This is a genomic window from Streptomyces sp. NPDC047002 (genome assembly GCF_040704505.1).
GTDB lineage: Bacteria > Actinomycetota > Actinomycetes > Streptomycetales > Streptomycetaceae > Streptomyces.
The window spans coordinates 52,489-68,700 of record NZ_JBEYWC010000020.1 but is presented as its reverse complement, the minus strand read 5'-3'; the positions used below and the strand labels follow the sequence as shown (position 1 = coordinate 68,700).

Genomic DNA, 16,212 nt, shown 5'->3' with positions numbered 1-16,212 from the left:
TGCCTCGCGCGCCGCGCCGACGTACGGTCGTGTCCATGCGCATTGTCATCGCAGGAGGACACGGTCAGATCGCGTTGCGGCTTGAGCGGTTGCTCGCCGCGCGCGGTGACGAGGCGGCGGGCATCATCCGCAGGCGGGAGCAGGCGGACGACCTGCGGGCAGCGGGCGCCGAACCGGTGGTGCTCGACCTGGAGTCGGCGTCGGTCGACGAGGTGGCGGACGCCGTGCGGGGCGCCGACGCCGTGGTGTTCGCGGCGGGTGCAGGGCCCGGCAGCACGGTGGAGCGCAAGGAGACGGTCGACCGGGCCGCCGCCGTGCTGCTCGCGGACGCCGCCGAGCGCGCGGGCGTGCGGCGCTATGTGATCGTCTCGTCGATCAACGCGGACTCCGGCCACGAGGGCGACGGCGTCTTCGACGCGTATCTGCGGGCGAAGGGCGCGGCCGACGACGCCGTACGGTCCAGGTCCGCGCTCGACTGGACGGTGCTGCGGCCCGGCGCGCTGACGGACGACGCAGGTACGGGCCTGGTGAACCTGGCGGAGAAGACGGGCCGCGGCCCGGTACCGCGCGACGACGTCGCCGCCGTGCTCGCCGATCTTGTGCGGTCCCCGGAGACGGCGGGCCGCACGCTGGAGCTGATCGGCGGCTCGGTACCGGTGACCGACGCCGTGCACGCGGCGGGGCAGGACGCCTGAGGCGGCGCGCCTGCGGCGGGACCCCTGCGGCGGGGCGGCTGCGGCGGGACCCCTGCAGCGGGGTGGCTGAGGCGCGGCGGGGCGGCTGAGGCGAGGGGCCTGTGGCAGGACCGCCCCGGCGGGGCGGCTGCGGTGAGGCGGCTGGGGGATCGGCCCCCGGGCGGGTGCGTCCGGGGGCCGGTTGTCGTTCGGGGGTTCAGGCCGTGTGCGGGGGTTCGACGCCAAGGACCCGGGTGACACCGAAGCGGTCGGTGAGCATGCCGAAGCCGGGGCCCCGGGGCGAGGCGGCGAGCGGCTCGACGATGTCGGCGCCCTCGGAGAGTGACGGGGCGGCCGGGCGCCGCGTCGGTACGGGTCGCGGTGGCGGTGGCGGCCGCCCCCCCCTACACGGTCAGCGGCATCGCGTCCGCGATCGCCTGCATGCCCGCGTCGTTGGGGTGGAGGTGGTCGCCCGAGTCGTACGCGGGCAGGTAGGACTGCGGGTCCGCCGGGTCGTGGGTGGCGGCGTCGACGTCGTTCACCGCGTCGCAGCCGCTCGACGCGGTGCTCAGGTACGCGTTGTACGCCTCCCGCACGTCCTCCCTGCTCTGCGTCCACCCGGTGGTGCCCTTGAACGGGGTGAGCGTCGAGCACAGGAACCGTACGCCCTGCGCGTGGGCCGCACCGGCCAGTTGGCCGAGCGCGGACTGGATCTGCGCGAGGGTGGGCGGGTTGGAGTTGAGCAGGTCGTTGATCACGTCGTCGCCGAAGATGACGGACTTCACGTTCGCCTGGTCGAGCACGTCGCGCTGGAAGCGTGTGGTGGCCTTCTGGCCGCCGCCGTCGAAGATCAGGCCGTTGCCCGAGATGCCCTCGTTGACCACGCCGACCGTGCGCCCGCCGGCGAGCAGCCGGTCGGAGTAGAGGTCGGGCCAGCGGTGGTACGCGCCGAAGCTGGAGGAGATCGCGTCGGTGATGGAGGCGCCGAAGGCGACCACCGCACCGGTCGAGGCCGCGTTCTGCACGTCGAGCCCGGCCAGGAAGCTGGTGTTGGTGTTCGTCTGCGTGCCGCTGAGCACGGCGGCGCCGCTCTGGTCGCCCGGCGCGACGAAGTTGGTGACGTTCGCCGTCTGGTGCCAGGTGGACGTCGCGCTCTGCGGGACGTAGAAGCTGACGGCGAGGTCGGCGTCGGACGGCACGGCGAAGGCGGCGGCGTCGCTGACGGCGCTGCCGCCCGCGGGGATCGTCACCGAGCCCGAGCCGCCGAAGGTGAGGGTGTGGTCGGTCGAGGTGTCGACGGCGCCGTTCGCGCCCGGCCGGGCGAGGTGGACGTCGGAGAGCGTCACCGGTGCCGTGCCGAAGGCGTTCGACAGGTGGATGCGGGCGCTGGTGCCGCCGATCGTGGTGTGCACGATCTGGCGGAGCGTCTGCTGGGCGAACGTGGGGCCTGCCGACTGCATCGCCGTGCCCCAGGAGGCCGTGAAGGCGGTGTCGGCAGGGGCCGCGGCGTGCGGCGCGGCGGCGGGGGCTGCGGCCGCGGGGGCTGCGGCCGCAAGCGGCGCGACCAGCCCCAGCGGGAGGAGCAGCGGGGGCAGCAGTCTGCTCAGAGCCTTGCGCATGTGGTGCTTCCTTTCCTCGGACGGTTCTGACCTGAACTGAGCTGTTCCGTACGGACGGTGGGCCGCCGGAATGTTTCACGGGGATCGGGGTGTGCCACTGGGATTACGGAACCGCGCCTCGATCGGTTGAACCCGCCCGGCAAAGGTTGGGTATGGTCCGGCGCCGGACCCCGGTGCCGGGGCACGGGAGCCGGGCGCCGGGGCGCGGCGGCGGGGGGCGTGTCACTGCGCCAACTCACCGGCGGAGCGCACCGCGAGGCCGAGGACCCCGGCCGCCGCCACCGCGTCCGCCGCACCTTCCGGCAGCGCGCCGCCGTCGCGCCGGGTGACGCGGAAGGTGCGGGACTCCCCCGGCAGAAGGGTGACGAGCGCGTCGTCGACGGCGAGTTCGTGCGGCGCGACACCGGCAGGTCCTGCGAGCCGGTCGGCGAACACGCACACGTCCCGCAGCAGCCGCACAGCAGTCACTGTAACCTCCAACGCCCCTTCTACGACGGCGAGTTCGACTTGGCGCTCGGGCGCGTGAGCCGTCAGCTCGCGGTCGGTCCTGTAGGCCCACACGCTCCGGCGTGCGCCGACGGCGCCCCCGGCCTCGGGGGCGCCGTCGGCCGCGTCCACCACGAGCAGTTCGGCCCGCGGGTCCCCTGGCGCGGCGACCGCCGGGTCGAGCGGCAGTCTCCGCAGCCCGCCGGCCGGGCAGTCCGACAGCAGCCGGACGCGGGCCAGTTCGCGGCCGTCGAGCGCGATGCGCCGGACGAGGACATCGGCCTGCCAGTCCTCCGCCGTGTCGTCGGCGAGGACGAGGACGAGGCCCGCGTCGCCCGCAGGGTCGTGCACCGGGCCGGGCCGCACCGGCTGCACGGTCGCGAGCCGCGGGGCGAACGCCCGCCGCAGCGCGTACCAGAGCGGCTTCTCCAGGCCCGCGGCGTCCACCGCCGACCAACTGATCGCCGGCCAGCAGTCGTTGAGCTGCCACACCACAGCCCCTGCGCAGCGCTCGCGCGAGCGCAGCCACTCCACACCGGCCGCCACCGCGCGCGCCTGCACCAGCTGGGTGGCGAAGTGCCAGTCGGGGCCGTCGGCGGGGGCGGGCAGGTGCGGCTGCAGCCCCCGGGAGAGCTTGTGCAGTCCGTCGATGGCCCGCAGGTGGTGGCGGGTCAGCGGCGATCCGGGGCCTGGCGTCTCGCCGTCGAGCACCCGCTCAAGGGTGCTCCAGGCGGCCGGTCCGCACCAGCCCATCTCCGCGACGAACGACGGGTCGTGGTCGCGGTAGTGCACCCAGTCGCCCTCGTTCCAGGCGTCCCACAGGTGGCTCGGCCCGTGCGAGTCGGCCGCGGGGTCGCGCTCCAGGGTGCAGGACCAGGGCGAATTGGGCAGGTAGGGGCGGGTGGGGTCGAGCCGGGCGAGCACGCTCGGCAGCACGTCCAGGTAGTAGGCGGCGCCCCAGCCGCGCTCGCCGAGCTGGTCGGCCCAGCCCCAGTGGCGGTGCCCGAGCACCGTCTCGTTGCCGCCGCACCACAGCACCAGGCTCGGGTGGCGCGCCATCCGGGCCACCGCCTGCTCGGCCTCCGCCGTGACGAGCGCGCGGGTCTCGTCGTCCTCGCAGTAGGCGGCGCACGCGAAGAGGAAGTCGTGCCAGACCAGCATGCCGCGCTCGTCGCAGGCGTCGAGGAACTCCTCGGTCGCGAAGTGGCCGCCGCCCCACACCCGTAGGAGGTTGGCGTTGCCGGCGAGGGCCTGCTCGATCCGCCGCACGGCCCGCTCGGGCGTGGCGCGGCTCGGCAGGGTGTCGTCGGGGATCCAGTTGTAGCCGCGCACCCGGACCGTACGGCCGTTGACCACCAGCGCGAAGCGGCGCCCTGCCGCGTCCGGCGTCTCGTCAAGCGCCACGGAGCGCACCCCGAAGCGGGCCTCGGTGGTGTCCAGCACCCCTTCGTTGTGCAGGAGTTCGGCCCGCAGCGTGTAGCGGGGCTGCTCGCCGAGGCCGACCGGCCACCACAGGTCGGGGTCGGCCACGGTGAGGGCGAGCACCGCCTCGTCGCCCGCCACCGCACCCGTCCCCGTGCCGGCGGGACGCCCCGCGGGGTCGGTCAGGGTGACACGCACCCGGGCGCCGGCGGGGGCGTGCGCCCGCACGTGCGCGGTGACGACGGCCTCGTGGTGTCCCGCGGCGAGCCGGACGAGCGGGCGCACGTGGTCGATGCGCCCGAGCCAGGTCTCCAGGCGGATGCCCCGCCAGATCCCGGCGGTGACGAAGTGCGGGCCCCAGTCCCAGCCGAAGTTGGCGGCCGTCTTGCGCACATGGGCGTAGGGCTCGTCGTAGGGACTCGGCAACGGGCCGTGGGCACGCTCGTGGGCGCGGGCAGCCTCCCAGGCGGAGGCGAAGCGCACCTCGACCACGTTCCCGCCCGGCCGCAGCGCCTCGTCCACCGGCCAGCGGTAGGCCAGGTGCTGGTCGCGGCCCGAGCCGACGTGCAGGCCGTTGACATACACCTCGGCGATCGTGTCGAGGCCGTCGGCGACGAGTTCGGTGCGGCTGCCGGGGACCGGCTGCCAGGTGAAGTGGCGCCGGTAGGTCCACCGGGAGTGGCCGACCCAGGTCTGGGCGTACTCGCCGAGGCCCACGTCGGGGTCGGCGAGCAGACCCCCGGCCATCAGCGCGGTGTGCACATCGCCCGGCACCCGGGCGGGGACGGCCGCGGTGCGCACGGCGCACGGCGCGTCGGGCGGGCCGCCGGTCCAGGTGAGTTCCCATGTGCCGCCGAGGTCGCGGCGGCGGACGGTCGGGGTGGTCGGCTGCGTGGTCAGTGTCATCCTTTGACCGCTCCTGCGGTGAGGGCTTCCTGCATACGGCGGCTGGCGAGCGAGTAGGCGAAGTAGACGGGCAGCAGGGTGAGTACGGTGCCCGCGGTGAGCACCCCGAAGTCGGTGGCGTCGGAGACGAGCGTCGGCAGGGCCACTTGGACGGTGCGGATCTGGGGAGCGGTGCCGGTGATGGTCAGCGAGAACAGGTACTCGTTCCAGAAGGTGAGGAGTTGCAGGATCGTCACGCTGACGATGCCGGGCAGGGAGACGGGCACGAACACGCTGACCAGCAGGCGCAGGTTGCCCGCGCCGTCGAGTGAGGCCGACTCGACCAGGGCGCGCGGGACGGTCCGCATGAACTGGACGAGCAGCAGCACCGAAAGCGGCAGGGCGCTCGCCGGCAGGAACAGCATCTGGAACTCGCGGGTGTAGAACAGGTCGAGCTTGATCGCGAGCACGACGGTGGGGATCAGCGCGGCGAACGGCGGGATCAGGAACCCGGCGGAGAAGGCTCCGGCGACCAGGCGGGCGAGCCGCCCGTCCTGGCGGGCCAGGGCGTAGGCGGCGGGCACCGCGAGGACCAGGGTCAGCGCGACGGCGACCACCGAGATCAGCAGCGAGTCGAGCAGGGCCTGCCCGAGAGCCGCCGTCTGCCACGCGGTGGAGAAGTTGTGCCACAGCCAGTGCCTGGGCAGCGCGAACGGCCGGGTGAAGATCTCGATGTTGGTCTTGAAGGCGCTGACCGCCAGGTAGTACAGCGGCGCGGCGAGCAGCAGCGCGTACAGCCAGGACAGCGCGCCTGCGACGGGTGCGCCGCCGCGGCGGAAGGGGCGCGGGGGACGGCGGCGGGGCGGCCTCGCCGCAGGGGCGGTCACCGGCTCCTCCCCGCGGCTGCGCGCCGGCCGGAAGGGGCACGGTCGCGGTCGCGCAGTACGGTCCTGATCAGCGCCATCCCCGCGACGCCGAGCACGAGCAGCACCACGCCGACGACCTGGCTGTAGCCGAGGTCGCTCTGCGAGAACGCCTTCTCGTAGACGAGGTACGACAGCGTGGTGGACGAGGTGCCGGGGCCGCCCTTGGTGAGCAGCAGGACCAGCGCGGCCGAGGTGAAGAGCGTCCACAGGAACTGGAGCATCGTCAGGGTGCGGACGTACTCCTTGACCATGGGGAAGGCGATACGCCACATGATGCGGAAACGCCCGGCGCCGTCGATCCTCGCGGCCTCGACGACCTCGGCGGGCAGGCTCGCGAGGCGCGCGGCGAACAGCACCGCGGTCCAGCCCACCCCGCGCCACAGGTCGATCGCCATCACGCTGGGCAGGGCGGTGGCCGGGTCGGCGAGCCACGGGGTGGCCAGCGCGTCGAGACCGACCGCACGCAGCAGGCCGTTGGCGCCGCCCTCGGGCGCGAGCATGCCGTAGAAGACCATCCCGGTGACGGAGATCGAGATCAGGCCGGGCGAGAAGTACAGCACCGACAGCACGCGGTAGCCGCGCGGCCTGGTGCTCAGGTGGTAGCCGAGCATGAAGGCCAGCGGAATCATCAGCGGGATGACGACCGCGACCTGGACGAGGCTGTTGCGCACGGCGTCGTGGAACAGCGGGTCGGCGGCGACGCGGCGGAGGTTCTCCGTGCCGACGAAGGCCGGGTCGTAGATGAGCCCCTTCCAGCGCAGGGTGGCGATGACGAACATCGCCACCAGCGGTCCCGCGGAGAACACCGCGAACCAGACGAGGGAGGGGACCGTGAGCCACAGCAGCCGGGGGGAGTCGAGGCTGCCGCGCCGGGCCGGCCCGCGGCGCCCCGCGGGGGCGGGGGCCGCGGTGCCAGGCGGTGCGTCCTGTGTGGTGGTCAGGGACATCGCGCGGCTCAGCCCTCGGTGGCGTCGTCGAGGCCGGAACAGATCTGCCGCGCGGAGGACTTGCCGTAGGCGCTGGTCAGTACCTGGGTGATCCGGTCGGATGCGGAGCCGATCCACACGTCGGGCACCACCGCGTGGTCCACCGTCCCGTCGAGGCGCAACGACTGGGCCAGCAGCGGGTCCTTGGCGTAGGAGGCGAAGTCGCCGCCGGTCGGGGGCAGGATGCTCGCGTCCTTGACGAAGTCGCCGACGGTGGCGTGGGTGTAGAAGCGGGTGACGAAGCGCCGCACCTTGTCGATACGGTCGGGCTGCGCGCCGTGCTTGGTGATCATGAAGCCGACGCCGGTGAAGCCCTGGAACGCGGTCGGCTTGGCGAAGACGGACCCCCTCGGCAGCGGCAGCCCCGCCAGGGTGGTGTGCCGCTGGATGCCGGTGCCGGAGGCGGCGGCCTCGGTGTAGGCCCAGGAGCCGGCCGACATCATCGCCGCCTTGCCTGAGTAGTAGGAGGCGTACATGCCGTCGGCGACGAGCCCGGCGGCGTTGTCGGTGAAGACCCCGGCGTCACGCAGCCGGGTGAAAAGACCGATGCCCTTGAGCACGGAGGGCGTCGCGCAGTAGCCGCCCTTCCGCATGACCTTCTCCATGGCCCCGGCGGCGGTGTAGGACTGCGCTATCTGGTAAAAGAGCTTCTGGCCTGTCCAGTCGTTCCCGCCGACGGTCAGCGGCTGGATGCCCTTGGCACGCAACTTGTGCGCAGCGTCGATGAGTTGGTCGGTGGTGGTGGGGATCGCCTTGACCCCGGCCCGCTTCAGCAGGTCGGTGTTGTACCAGACGGGCCAGCTGAACCCGGAGAACGGCAGCCCCTGGAGTGCGCCGCCACGCACGCCGCCGACCCGCCACTCGTCCAGCGCCTCGGGCTTGATCCTGCCCGCGAGGCCCCACTGCTTCAGATAGGTGTCGACGGGCACGGTGACGCCGCTGTCGAGCCAGCCGAGCGTCTTGTCGTAGAGGTTGACGATGACGACGTCGGGGGACTTCCCCGCGGCGACGGCGTTCTCCACCTGGTCGTCGATGGTCTCCAGGCCGTCGGTCGCCTGCACCGTGACACCGGTGGCGTCGGTGTAGGCGGCGAAGGCGCGCTTCTGCGCTGCGGCGGCCGAGTTCCCCGCCGACCAGCGGGTGACGACGTCGAGGGAGTTGCCGCCGCCCGCCCGGCCGCCGGCGCCGCCGGTGCCGCAGGCGGCCAGGGTGAGGGCGAGGGCGCCGACGACGCATGCGGCCACGGTGCGGGCTGCCCGGGGTCTGCGGCGATGGTCCATGGAGGTCTTCCTTCAACTCGGCTGCAGGCGTGCGCCTCACAGCGTCCAGGACGCCACCAGCCACGTCAATAAGAAAGATTAGTAATCTATTAAAGACCTCGCAGCACGAGCCGAGCCGGCGGCACCGTCACCGTGCGCGGGCGCGCCGGCGCACCGGCCAGCACCTCGGCCAGCGTGGCGCCCGCGAGCTCCCCGAGTTCCTGCACGTCGTGGCCGACCGCACTGAGCGGCGGCTCGGCCAGCTGGCACAGCGCCGAGTCGTCCCACGCGACCAACGAGAGCGCGTCGGGGACGGCGATGGCGCGCCGCCGCGCTTCGTGCTGGGCGCCGAGCGCCATGACGTCGTTGTCGAAGACCAGCGCGGTGGGCCGCTCGGGCAGCGCCGCCAGCGCGCCGATCGCCCGTACGCCCGCGGCCTCGGAGTAGTCACCGTCGAACAGCGTGGTGCGCACGCCCTGCTCTGCGGCCACCGCCTCGAAAGTGCGGCGCCGGATGATGGTGTGCGCCATCTGCGCGGGCCCCGCAACATGCCCGAGGTGAGTGTGGCCCGCGGCGACGAGCTCGGCGACCACGTCGCACATGGCGATGTCGTCCTGCGCCCATACCGCGGGCAGCCCGCCGGCCGTCACCGGATCCCCGACCACGACGCACGGCAGGCTCAACTCCTTGACCAGCGCCACCCGTTCGTCGCCCGGCAGCAGGTCGATGAGGATCGCGCCCTGCACCTGGCCGTGCCGCACCCAGGCCCGCATCCGCTCGCCCGCCTGCGCCACGGTGGCCACCACCTGCAGCAGCACCGGCACACCGAGCGGCACGAGCCGGCGTTCCATTCCGGCGATCAGCTCGTGGAAGAAGGGCTCGGCGCCCAGCACTTCCGCGTCGCGTACGAGGGCGAGGCCGACGGGGACGCCCTGCCGCGGGCCTCCCGCCGGCCCGGTCGGTGCCGCCGTCATGGTGCCCTCCTGCTCCCGCCCGCCGGGCGCGGGCCGCCCGGCCGCCGTCCGTGCGGAGCGGGCGCCGGCCGTCGTCCCTGCGCCGGCGGTCTCCTCGGACTCGTCTAACCTCGTGTTCGTACCGTAGCCGTGCGACAGCGTACGGCGGGAGAAGAGGTGGACGAGGGTGGCCCGAAGGGAGTCTGCGGCCGCGGGCCCCGGCAGCCGGGCGCTCGTGGTCGACCTCATCCGCTCGTCGGGGCCGATCAGCCGGGTCGAGCTGGTCAAGGCCACCGGGCTCACCCAGCCGACGATCTCCAACATCGTGCGGCGGCTGATCGACGACGGTGTGGTGCGCGAGACGGGTGACACGGTGGCCACCCGCGGCAAGCCCCGCACCCTGCTGGTGATCAACTCCCGGGCGGCGTACGGCGTCGGCATCCACCTGGGCGACTCCACGCTGACCTGCGTGGTGACCGACACCCGCGGCGGCACGGTCGGCCGCCAGCTGGTCGCGGCCCCCGCGGGCACCGGCCCCGCCGATCTGACGGACGCGCTCGCCGACCTCTACCGGGACGTCACCCGCGGGCTCGGGCTGCCGCCACGGAGCGTGGCAGGGATGGCTGTGGTCGGGCCGGGCCCCGTGGACGTCGTACGCGGTGACTTCCTGGCCCCCGGCCGCCGGCCTGCCGAGCAGGGCCTGGCCAGGGAGCTGAGCGAGCGGCTCGCCGTGCCGGTGCTGGTCGACAGCGACGCATCGGCGGCCACGGTCGGCGAGTTCTGGGGTCGGCAGGTCTCCCGGGAGCGCACCTTCGGCTGCCTGTACATGAACGCGGGGATCGGCTCGGGCGTGGTGCTCGACGGCTCCCTGCACCGGGGCGCCAGCTCGAACGCGGGCAAGGTGGGCCATGTGGCGGTGGTGCGCGACGGCGAGCCCTGCCCGTGCGGGAACCGCGGCTGCCTCGAACAGTACGCGGCCCCGCACGTGCTCGCCGCCCGGGCCCGCACCGTGCCGGGCCTCGCCGACCGCCTGCGGATCCGCCCCGACGACCCCGCCGATCGGGCGTTCGACGTGCTCGCCCGCGCTGCGGTCTACGGGGACGAGGACGCGCGGGCGCTGCTCGACGAGGCCGCGGACCTGCTCGCCGACGGCGCCCTGACCCTGGTGAACCTGTGGGACCTGGACACCCTGGTGCTGGCGGGTCCCGGATTCGCGGTGGCCGGCTCCCTCTATGTGGCGGCGATCCGCCGCCGGCTGGGCGAGCGCGCCTGTACCCGCGAGGTGCACGCCGTCGATGTCGGCCTCTCCAGCAACCCGCGCGACTCCGCGGCGATCGGGGGCGCCGCCCTGGTCCTCCAGGGCTCCGTCGCGCCCGGCCACGGCCCCCTGGTGGCGGCGCGGGCCGGGTGAGCCCGCCCGCGGTGCGCCGCGCCGCTCCGTGGGAGACCGCCGGACACCCGCTCAACAGCGGTGGTTGTCACGGCTCTTGAAGCGGGCGCGGGGCGCCGGTACGGTGCTCGGGCCGCGCGGACTGTTGGCGCAGAACGCTGTGCGCGACTTCCATAGATTAATAATGAAACTAGTGCCGGGCGGCCCCACCCTCATCCGCACCCCGCGAAGGAGCCCCCATGCGCGACCCCGTCCCCCACCCTCTCCCCCAGCCGGGACCATCCGCCGCCCGCCGGTACCTGCGGGCCCACGCCCCGTGGTCCACCCGGCTCACCGCGCTGTGCGCCGCCGCCGCAGCGCTGGCCCTGATCGTCCTCGCGCTGCCCGCGGGCGCCCGGGCCACCGCGGCCCCGAACGGCGTACAGGCCACCCGCGTCCTGCATGTCGCCAAGAGCGGCAGCGACACCAACCCCGGCACCCAGGCCGCGCCCTTCCTGACCATCAACCGCGCCGCGCAGGAGGCCGAGCCGGGTGACACCGTGCTGGTGCACGCGGGCGTCTACCGGGAGACGGTCAAGCCCGCGCGCGGCGGCACCGACGAGGACCACCGCATCACCTACAGCGGCGCCGGGGACGGCGACGTGGTGGTGAAGGGCTCGGAGGAGATCAACTCCTGGACGAACACCGGGGGTTCTGTCTGGAGCGTGACCCTGCCCAACAGCTTCTTCGGCGACTACGACCCCTATGCGACCGGGCAGCCGCAGGGCGGCGACGGCGGTTTCTTCCCCGGCTACACCGCGGGCGACGTCTACCTCGACGGGCAGGCGTACTACGAGAAGGCGGCGCTGGCCGACGTGCGGGGCGCGGCCGACTCCTGGTACACGCAGGTCTCCGGCGACACCACCACGATCTGGGCGAACTTCAACGGCGCCGACCCCAACTCCCGCCTCGCCGAGATCAATGTGCGCCGGCAGGTCTTCGCCCCCGACGCGTGGGGCCTCGGTTACATCACCGTACGGGGCTTCACCGTCGAGCAGGCGGCCAACACCTACTCGGACTTCCCGAGCAGCCCCGCGCGGCGACAGGCCGGCGCCATCAGCGTCAACGGCGGCCTGAAGTGGATCATCGAGGACAACGTGGTGCTCAACGCCCGCACCATCGGCATCGACATCGGCCTCGGCAACGACGAGTGGGCCGGCAACCGGCCGGGCACCACCCGCACCGACTTCCACGACACCGACCTCTACGGCTCGCACATCGTGCGCAACAACTACATCGCGCGCTGCGGCCAGTCCGGGATCGCGGGCGTCTTCTCCTGGCACTCCCAGATCTTGTACAACGAGATCGAGGACACCAACTACCGCAACGAGTTCAGCGGCGCGGAGACGGCCCCGATCAAGGTGCACTACATGAACGAGGGCCTGATCAAGGGCAATTACATCCACAACTCCAAGGGCTCCAACTCCGCGGGCATCTGGACGGACTGGGGCAGCCAGAACGTCCGCGTCACCCGGAACATCGTGATGAACAGCCCCTGGGGCTACTACGCGGAGGCGGTCTTCGGACCCGTCCTCGTCGACAACAACGTCTTCATCGGCAACAGCGACATCCGCACGCTGGACGCGACCGGCATCGTCTTCGCCCACAACCTGTTCCTGGACAACAACGCGATCCACACCGACGGCAGCGGCCGGGACGCGTACTACTTCCAGCCGGGCACGATGAACGAGACCACCGCGCTCACCTCGCCCGAGAAGTTCTTCTGGTACAACAACCTGGTCCAGGGCTCGGCGCTGCCCGCCGACACGACCGACAAGACCCAGGTGAAGGAAGGCGACTTCACCGGCGTCCTGTCGAACGTCCACTACACGGCCGACAGCGCCCACGTGGCGCTCGGTTTCGACCTCGACGCCTCCGGCATCCACGGTCTCGCACCGGTGACGCAAACACGGGTCGGGCTGATCCCCAAGGCGAACCAGAGCATCGCAGCCGACGTCACCACCGACTTCTTCGGCGGGGCGGTCGACACCGGCAACCCGATGGCGGGGCCGTTCGCCGCGGCGCACGGCGGCGCCAACTCCTTCACGCTGTGGCCCCCGGCCGGGCAGAGCGTGCCGAAGCCGCCGGCCGGCCTGCCGGTGAACCTCGCGCTGAACCCCGGCGCCACGGCCACCGCCTCCTACCAGGACGGCACCTACCTCGCGGCCGACGCGATCGACGGCAACGCGTCCTCGCGCTGGTCGAGCGACCACAGCGGCGACCCGAACGCCTGGCTCCAGGTCGACCTCGGCGGCGAGTACGCCCTGAACACGGCCGTCCTGGAATGGGAGGCCGCCTACGCATCCGCCTACAAGGTCGAGGTCAGCGACGACGCCGTCCACTGGACCGACGCCACCGGCACCCTCACAGGACACGGCGGCACCGAGACCGTCGACATCGGCAGGACCGCCCGCTACCTCCGCATGCAGGGCATCACCCCGGCCACCCCATGGGGCTACTCCCTCTACGAGTTCGAGGTGTACGGCACCCCGGCGCACAGCCCCGCCGCCCGGCGCTGACGCCGCCGCCGCGACGCCCCCCTCCCCCCGTAAAAAGGACTCCTCATGACCCCACCCGCACTCCCCCACGGGGCCGCAAGGCCCCGCCCCCTCGGCGCCCTCGGCAGGCGGCTGCTCGGCGCGGCCGTACCGCTCGCCCTCCTGCTCGCCACCGGGCCGCAGTCCGGCACGGCCGGCGCGACCGGCGCGACCGGCGCGACGCGGGCGGCAGCGCCCGCAGCGGCCGGCTCGCCGACCGTGGCCCCGTCCACCACCTACCCGCACACCTACAGCGACTGGCAGGACGGCCTGCTCGCCGGCAACGGCAAGCAGGGCATCATCGAGTTCGGCGATCCGCGCGACGACACCGTCGTCTTCGACGACAAGGACTTCTTCATGGCGCGGACGGAGGCCCATCCGCACCGCACGTTCAACACCGTCAGCCAGAACGACATCAACCGCATACGCGACGAGCTGATCGCTGGCGACTACCGGGACGCCAACCAGCTCGCCGCCGACGTGCAGGGCTACCAGGGCGGCGGCGAGGGCAGCAAACACCCCGGCTACAAGATGACGATCCAGCTCCCCGACACCGGCCCGGTCAGCGACTACGTACGCTCGACCGACTACGCCTCGGGCGTGGTCAAGGTGAACTGGCACGACGACAAGGGCGCCTGGGAGCGGGACTCGTTCGTCTCGCGGACCGACGGCGTCACGGTGCAGTACCTCCCGGCCCCCGCCGGGCAGCGCCTCGACGTGAAGCTGGGCCTGTCCATCGACCCGGGGATGAACCTGCTGAACAAAGGCGTCACCTACACCGACAACTCCACGCCCGACTTCCTCGACCTGCGGGCCAAGTACCCGAGCGGCAGCTACGACGCCGGGTACGAGGGCGTCACCCGGATCGTCACCGACGGCACGAAGACGATGGCAGGCTCGGACGTGTCGGTGTCGGGCGCGAGCTACGTGATGCTGCTGTCGCTCACCCAGCGCTACAACGGCACCTACAACGGCGGCGCCCCGGCCGAGCAGGAGTGGGCTGGGCAGCCGCTCCAGACCCGGCTCGCCGCGATCGACGACAGCTACCAGACGCTGCTCGACCGGCACACCGCGGAACACCGCAGAATCTTCGGCCGTGTCTCGGTCGACTTCGGCGCCACCCCGCAGGACCGCGCCAAGTCCACCGAGGAGTTGCTCGCCGAGCAGAAGAACTCCCCGCTGCCCGTCCCCGCGCTCTACGAGCGGATGTTCTACGCGGGCCGCTACCACCTGCTCGGGTCGAGCAACGCCACAGCGGCGCCCGACCTGCTGGGCAACTGGACGGGCGACAGCAACGTCGGCTGGGACGGCTACTACCACCTCGACGCCAACCTCAACCTGCAGATCTCCAGCGGGAACATCGGCAACATGCCGGAGGCCATGGCGGGTTACTTCTCCCTCAACCACCAGTGGCAGAAGGACTTCGAGACCAACGCCCGCAAACTGCTCGGCACCCGCGGCATGTTGACCGGCGGCAACACGCCCAACGGAGAGGGCCTGATCTCGAACATCAACTTCGACTACCCGTACCAGTACGTCACCGGTGGCGAGTCGTGGCTGCTCTACCCGTTCTGGGAGCACTACGAGGTGACCGGGGACAAGCAGTTCCTCGCCGACCAGTTCTACCCGCTGATCCGCGACATGGGCGACTTCTACGAGGACTTCCTCGTCAAGAAGGACGCCAAGGGCAAATACATCTTCGCCGGGTCGATCTCCCCGGAGAACACCCCGCCCGGCGGGGTGCCGCTCGCCGTCAACTCCGTCTACGACATCTCCGGGGCGCGCTTCGCGCTGTCCACCCTCATCCAGACCAGCAAGATCCTCGGCCGCGACGCGGACAAGATCCCGGTGTGGCAGGAGAAGCTGGACAACCTGCCGCCGTACCTCGTCAACGACGACGGGGCGCTGGCCGAATGGGCCTGGCCCGACCTGGAGAACAAGAACAACTACCAGCACCGGCACTCCAGCGGGCTGATGCCGGTGTGGCCCTATCGGGAGATCACCCCGGAGAAGAACCCGGCGCTGTTCAAGGCCGCCCAGGTGTTCCTGCAGAAGAAGGACCAGGGCAGCTACGAGAACGCCGGCCACGGGCTGCTGCACGGCGCACTGATCGCCGCCGACCTCGACATGGCGGACTCGGTCGGAGCCAAGCTGCTGCGCTTCGCGAAGGACGACTACTACTACAGCAGCATGGCGACCTCGCACTACAACGGCCACAACACCTTCGCCACGGACGTCGTGAACTCGGTGCCCACGGTGATGATGGAGATGCTGGCCGCCACCCAGCCAGGCACCCTCGAACTGCTGCCGGCGCTGCCGAAGGGCCTGGACAAGGGCTCGATCTCCGGCATGCTCGGCAAGGGGCAGTTCACCATCGACAAGCTGAGCTGGGACACCGCCGCGCACACCGCGGACGTCACCCTCACCTCGGGGACCGACCAGGACCTCACGCTGATCCAGCGCGCGGGGATCGCGTCGGCCACCGGTGAAGGGGTGAGCGTGCAGAGCTCACCGCTCGGGAACATCGCGAGGGTGCTGCCGCTGCAGCGCGGGAAGACGGTCACCGTCCACCTGACGCTGGATGCGCCGCGGGCGAACCTGGCGCTCGGCAGGCCGGCGACGGCCTCCTCGGAGTCCAACGGCGACCAGGGCGCGGCCAAGGCGTTCGACGGCGACCCGGCCACCCGGTGGAGTGCCGGCCCGAGCGCGGACAGCTGGATCCAGGTCGACCTGGGCACGGTGCGGTCCGTGAGCGAGGTGGACCTGGCATGGGAGGACTCCTACGCCAAGGGGTACCGGCTCCAGGGCTCCACCGACGGCACCACCTGGAAGGACTTGTACACGCAGACCGACTCGGCGGGCGGCACCGAGAAGATCCCGCTGTCCGCTACGACCCGGTACGTGCGGATGCAGGGCACCGCGAAATCCGGCCCGTGGGGCTACTCCCTCTGGGAGATGCGGGTCTACGGCTGACGAGGGCGGGCCCCCGGTTGCCCGGGGGCCCGCCCTGCCGTTGCGGAGCAGCGGAGAGGAAGC

10 protein-coding genes are annotated in these 16,212 nt (G+C 72.3%); 4 read left to right on the top strand and 6 right to left on the bottom strand.

What is annotated here, in order from left to right; all coding sequences use genetic code 11:
• Positions 1-35 precede the first annotated feature (35 nt).
• A complete protein-coding gene (locus AB0910_RS19500; protein ID WP_366745863.1) occupies positions 36-695 on the top strand; it encodes an SDR family oxidoreductase in 660 nt (219 codons plus the stop codon).
• A gap of 383 nt (positions 696-1,078) precedes the next feature.
• On the opposite strand, the gene AB0910_RS19495 is transcribed toward AB0910_RS19500, so the two are convergent.
• The 6 genes from AB0910_RS19495 to AB0910_RS19470 all read right to left on the bottom strand — a co-directional run bounded on the left by AB0910_RS19495 (position 1,079) and on the right by AB0910_RS19470 (position 9,231).
• Positions 1,079-2,293: a GDSL-type esterase/lipase family protein gene (locus AB0910_RS19495; protein WP_366745862.1), complete on the bottom strand. Its 1,215-nt coding sequence runs from the start codon at positions 2,291-2,293 to the stop codon at positions 1,079-1,081.
• A gap of 222 nt (positions 2,294-2,515) precedes the next feature.
• Positions 2,516-5,107, bottom strand: a complete 2,592-nt coding sequence (locus tag AB0910_RS19490; RefSeq protein ID WP_366745861.1) for a glycoside hydrolase family 2 TIM barrel-domain containing protein — start codon at positions 5,105-5,107, stop codon at positions 2,516-2,518.
• A complete protein-coding gene (locus AB0910_RS19485; protein ID WP_366745912.1) occupies positions 5,104-5,892 on the bottom strand; it encodes a carbohydrate ABC transporter permease in 789 nt (262 codons plus the stop codon). The genes AB0910_RS19490 and AB0910_RS19485 overlap by 4 nt, the downstream gene beginning before the upstream one ends.
• 77 nt (positions 5,893-5,969) lie before the next feature.
• The gene (locus AB0910_RS19480; RefSeq protein WP_366745860.1) at positions 5,970-6,959 is read right to left on the bottom strand and encodes a sugar ABC transporter permease; all 990 of its coding nucleotides are present in this window, start codon (positions 6,957-6,959) and stop codon (positions 5,970-5,972) included.
• Between the two features lie 8 nt (positions 6,960-6,967).
• A complete protein-coding gene (locus tag AB0910_RS19475) occupies positions 6,968-8,278 on the bottom strand; it encodes an extracellular solute-binding protein (protein WP_366745859.1) in 1,311 nt (436 codons plus the stop codon).
• A gap of 89 nt (positions 8,279-8,367) precedes the next feature.
• A complete protein-coding gene (locus AB0910_RS19470) occupies positions 8,368-9,231 on the bottom strand; it encodes a substrate-binding domain-containing protein (protein WP_366745857.1) in 864 nt (287 codons plus the stop codon).
• A 166-nt stretch (positions 9,232-9,397) separates the two neighbouring features.
• Between AB0910_RS19470 and AB0910_RS19465 the strand changes: the two genes are divergently transcribed.
• The 3 genes from AB0910_RS19465 to AB0910_RS19455 all read left to right on the top strand — a co-directional run bounded on the left by AB0910_RS19465 (position 9,398) and on the right by AB0910_RS19455 (position 16,149).
• On the top strand, positions 9,398-10,621 hold the full coding sequence (locus AB0910_RS19465) for an ROK family transcriptional regulator (RefSeq protein WP_366745855.1): 1,224 nt from the start codon (positions 9,398-9,400) through the stop codon (positions 10,619-10,621).
• A gap of 218 nt (positions 10,622-10,839) precedes the next feature.
• Positions 10,840-13,158, top strand: a complete 2,319-nt coding sequence (locus AB0910_RS19460; RefSeq protein ID WP_366745854.1) for a discoidin domain-containing protein — start codon at positions 10,840-10,842, stop codon at positions 13,156-13,158.
• Between the two features lie 45 nt (positions 13,159-13,203).
• Complete coding sequence (locus tag AB0910_RS19455) at positions 13,204-16,149, top strand: glycoside hydrolase N-terminal domain-containing protein (RefSeq protein WP_366745853.1); 2,946 nt, start codon at positions 13,204-13,206, stop codon at positions 16,147-16,149.
• Positions 16,150-16,212 lie beyond the last annotated feature (63 nt).

Bases quoted from the DNA above. Each gene is read 5' to 3' on its own strand.
- AB0910_RS19500 (WP_366745863.1), top strand. From the start codon at position 36: ATGCGCATTGTCATCGCAGGAGGACACGGTCAGATCGCGTTGCGGCTT.
- AB0910_RS19470 (WP_366745857.1), bottom strand. From the start codon at position 9,231: ATGACGGCGGCACCGACCGGGCCGGCGGGAGGCCCGCGGCAGGGCGTC.
- AB0910_RS19480 (WP_366745860.1), bottom strand. From the start codon at position 6,959: ATGTCCCTGACCACCACACAGGACGCACCGCCTGGCACCGCGGCCCCC.
- AB0910_RS19460 (WP_366745854.1), top strand. From the start codon at position 10,840: ATGCGCGACCCCGTCCCCCACCCTCTCCCCCAGCCGGGACCATCCGCC.
- AB0910_RS19455 (WP_366745853.1), top strand. From the start codon at position 13,204: ATGACCCCACCCGCACTCCCCCACGGGGCCGCAAGGCCCCGCCCCCTC.
- AB0910_RS19490 (WP_366745861.1), bottom strand. From the start codon at position 5,107: ATGACACTGACCACGCAGCCGACCACCCCGACCGTCCGCCGCCGCGAC.
- AB0910_RS19495 (WP_366745862.1), bottom strand. From the start codon at position 2,293: ATGCGCAAGGCTCTGAGCAGACTGCTGCCCCCGCTGCTCCTCCCGCTG.
- AB0910_RS19475 (WP_366745859.1), bottom strand. From the start codon at position 8,278: ATGGACCATCGCCGCAGACCCCGGGCAGCCCGCACCGTGGCCGCATGC.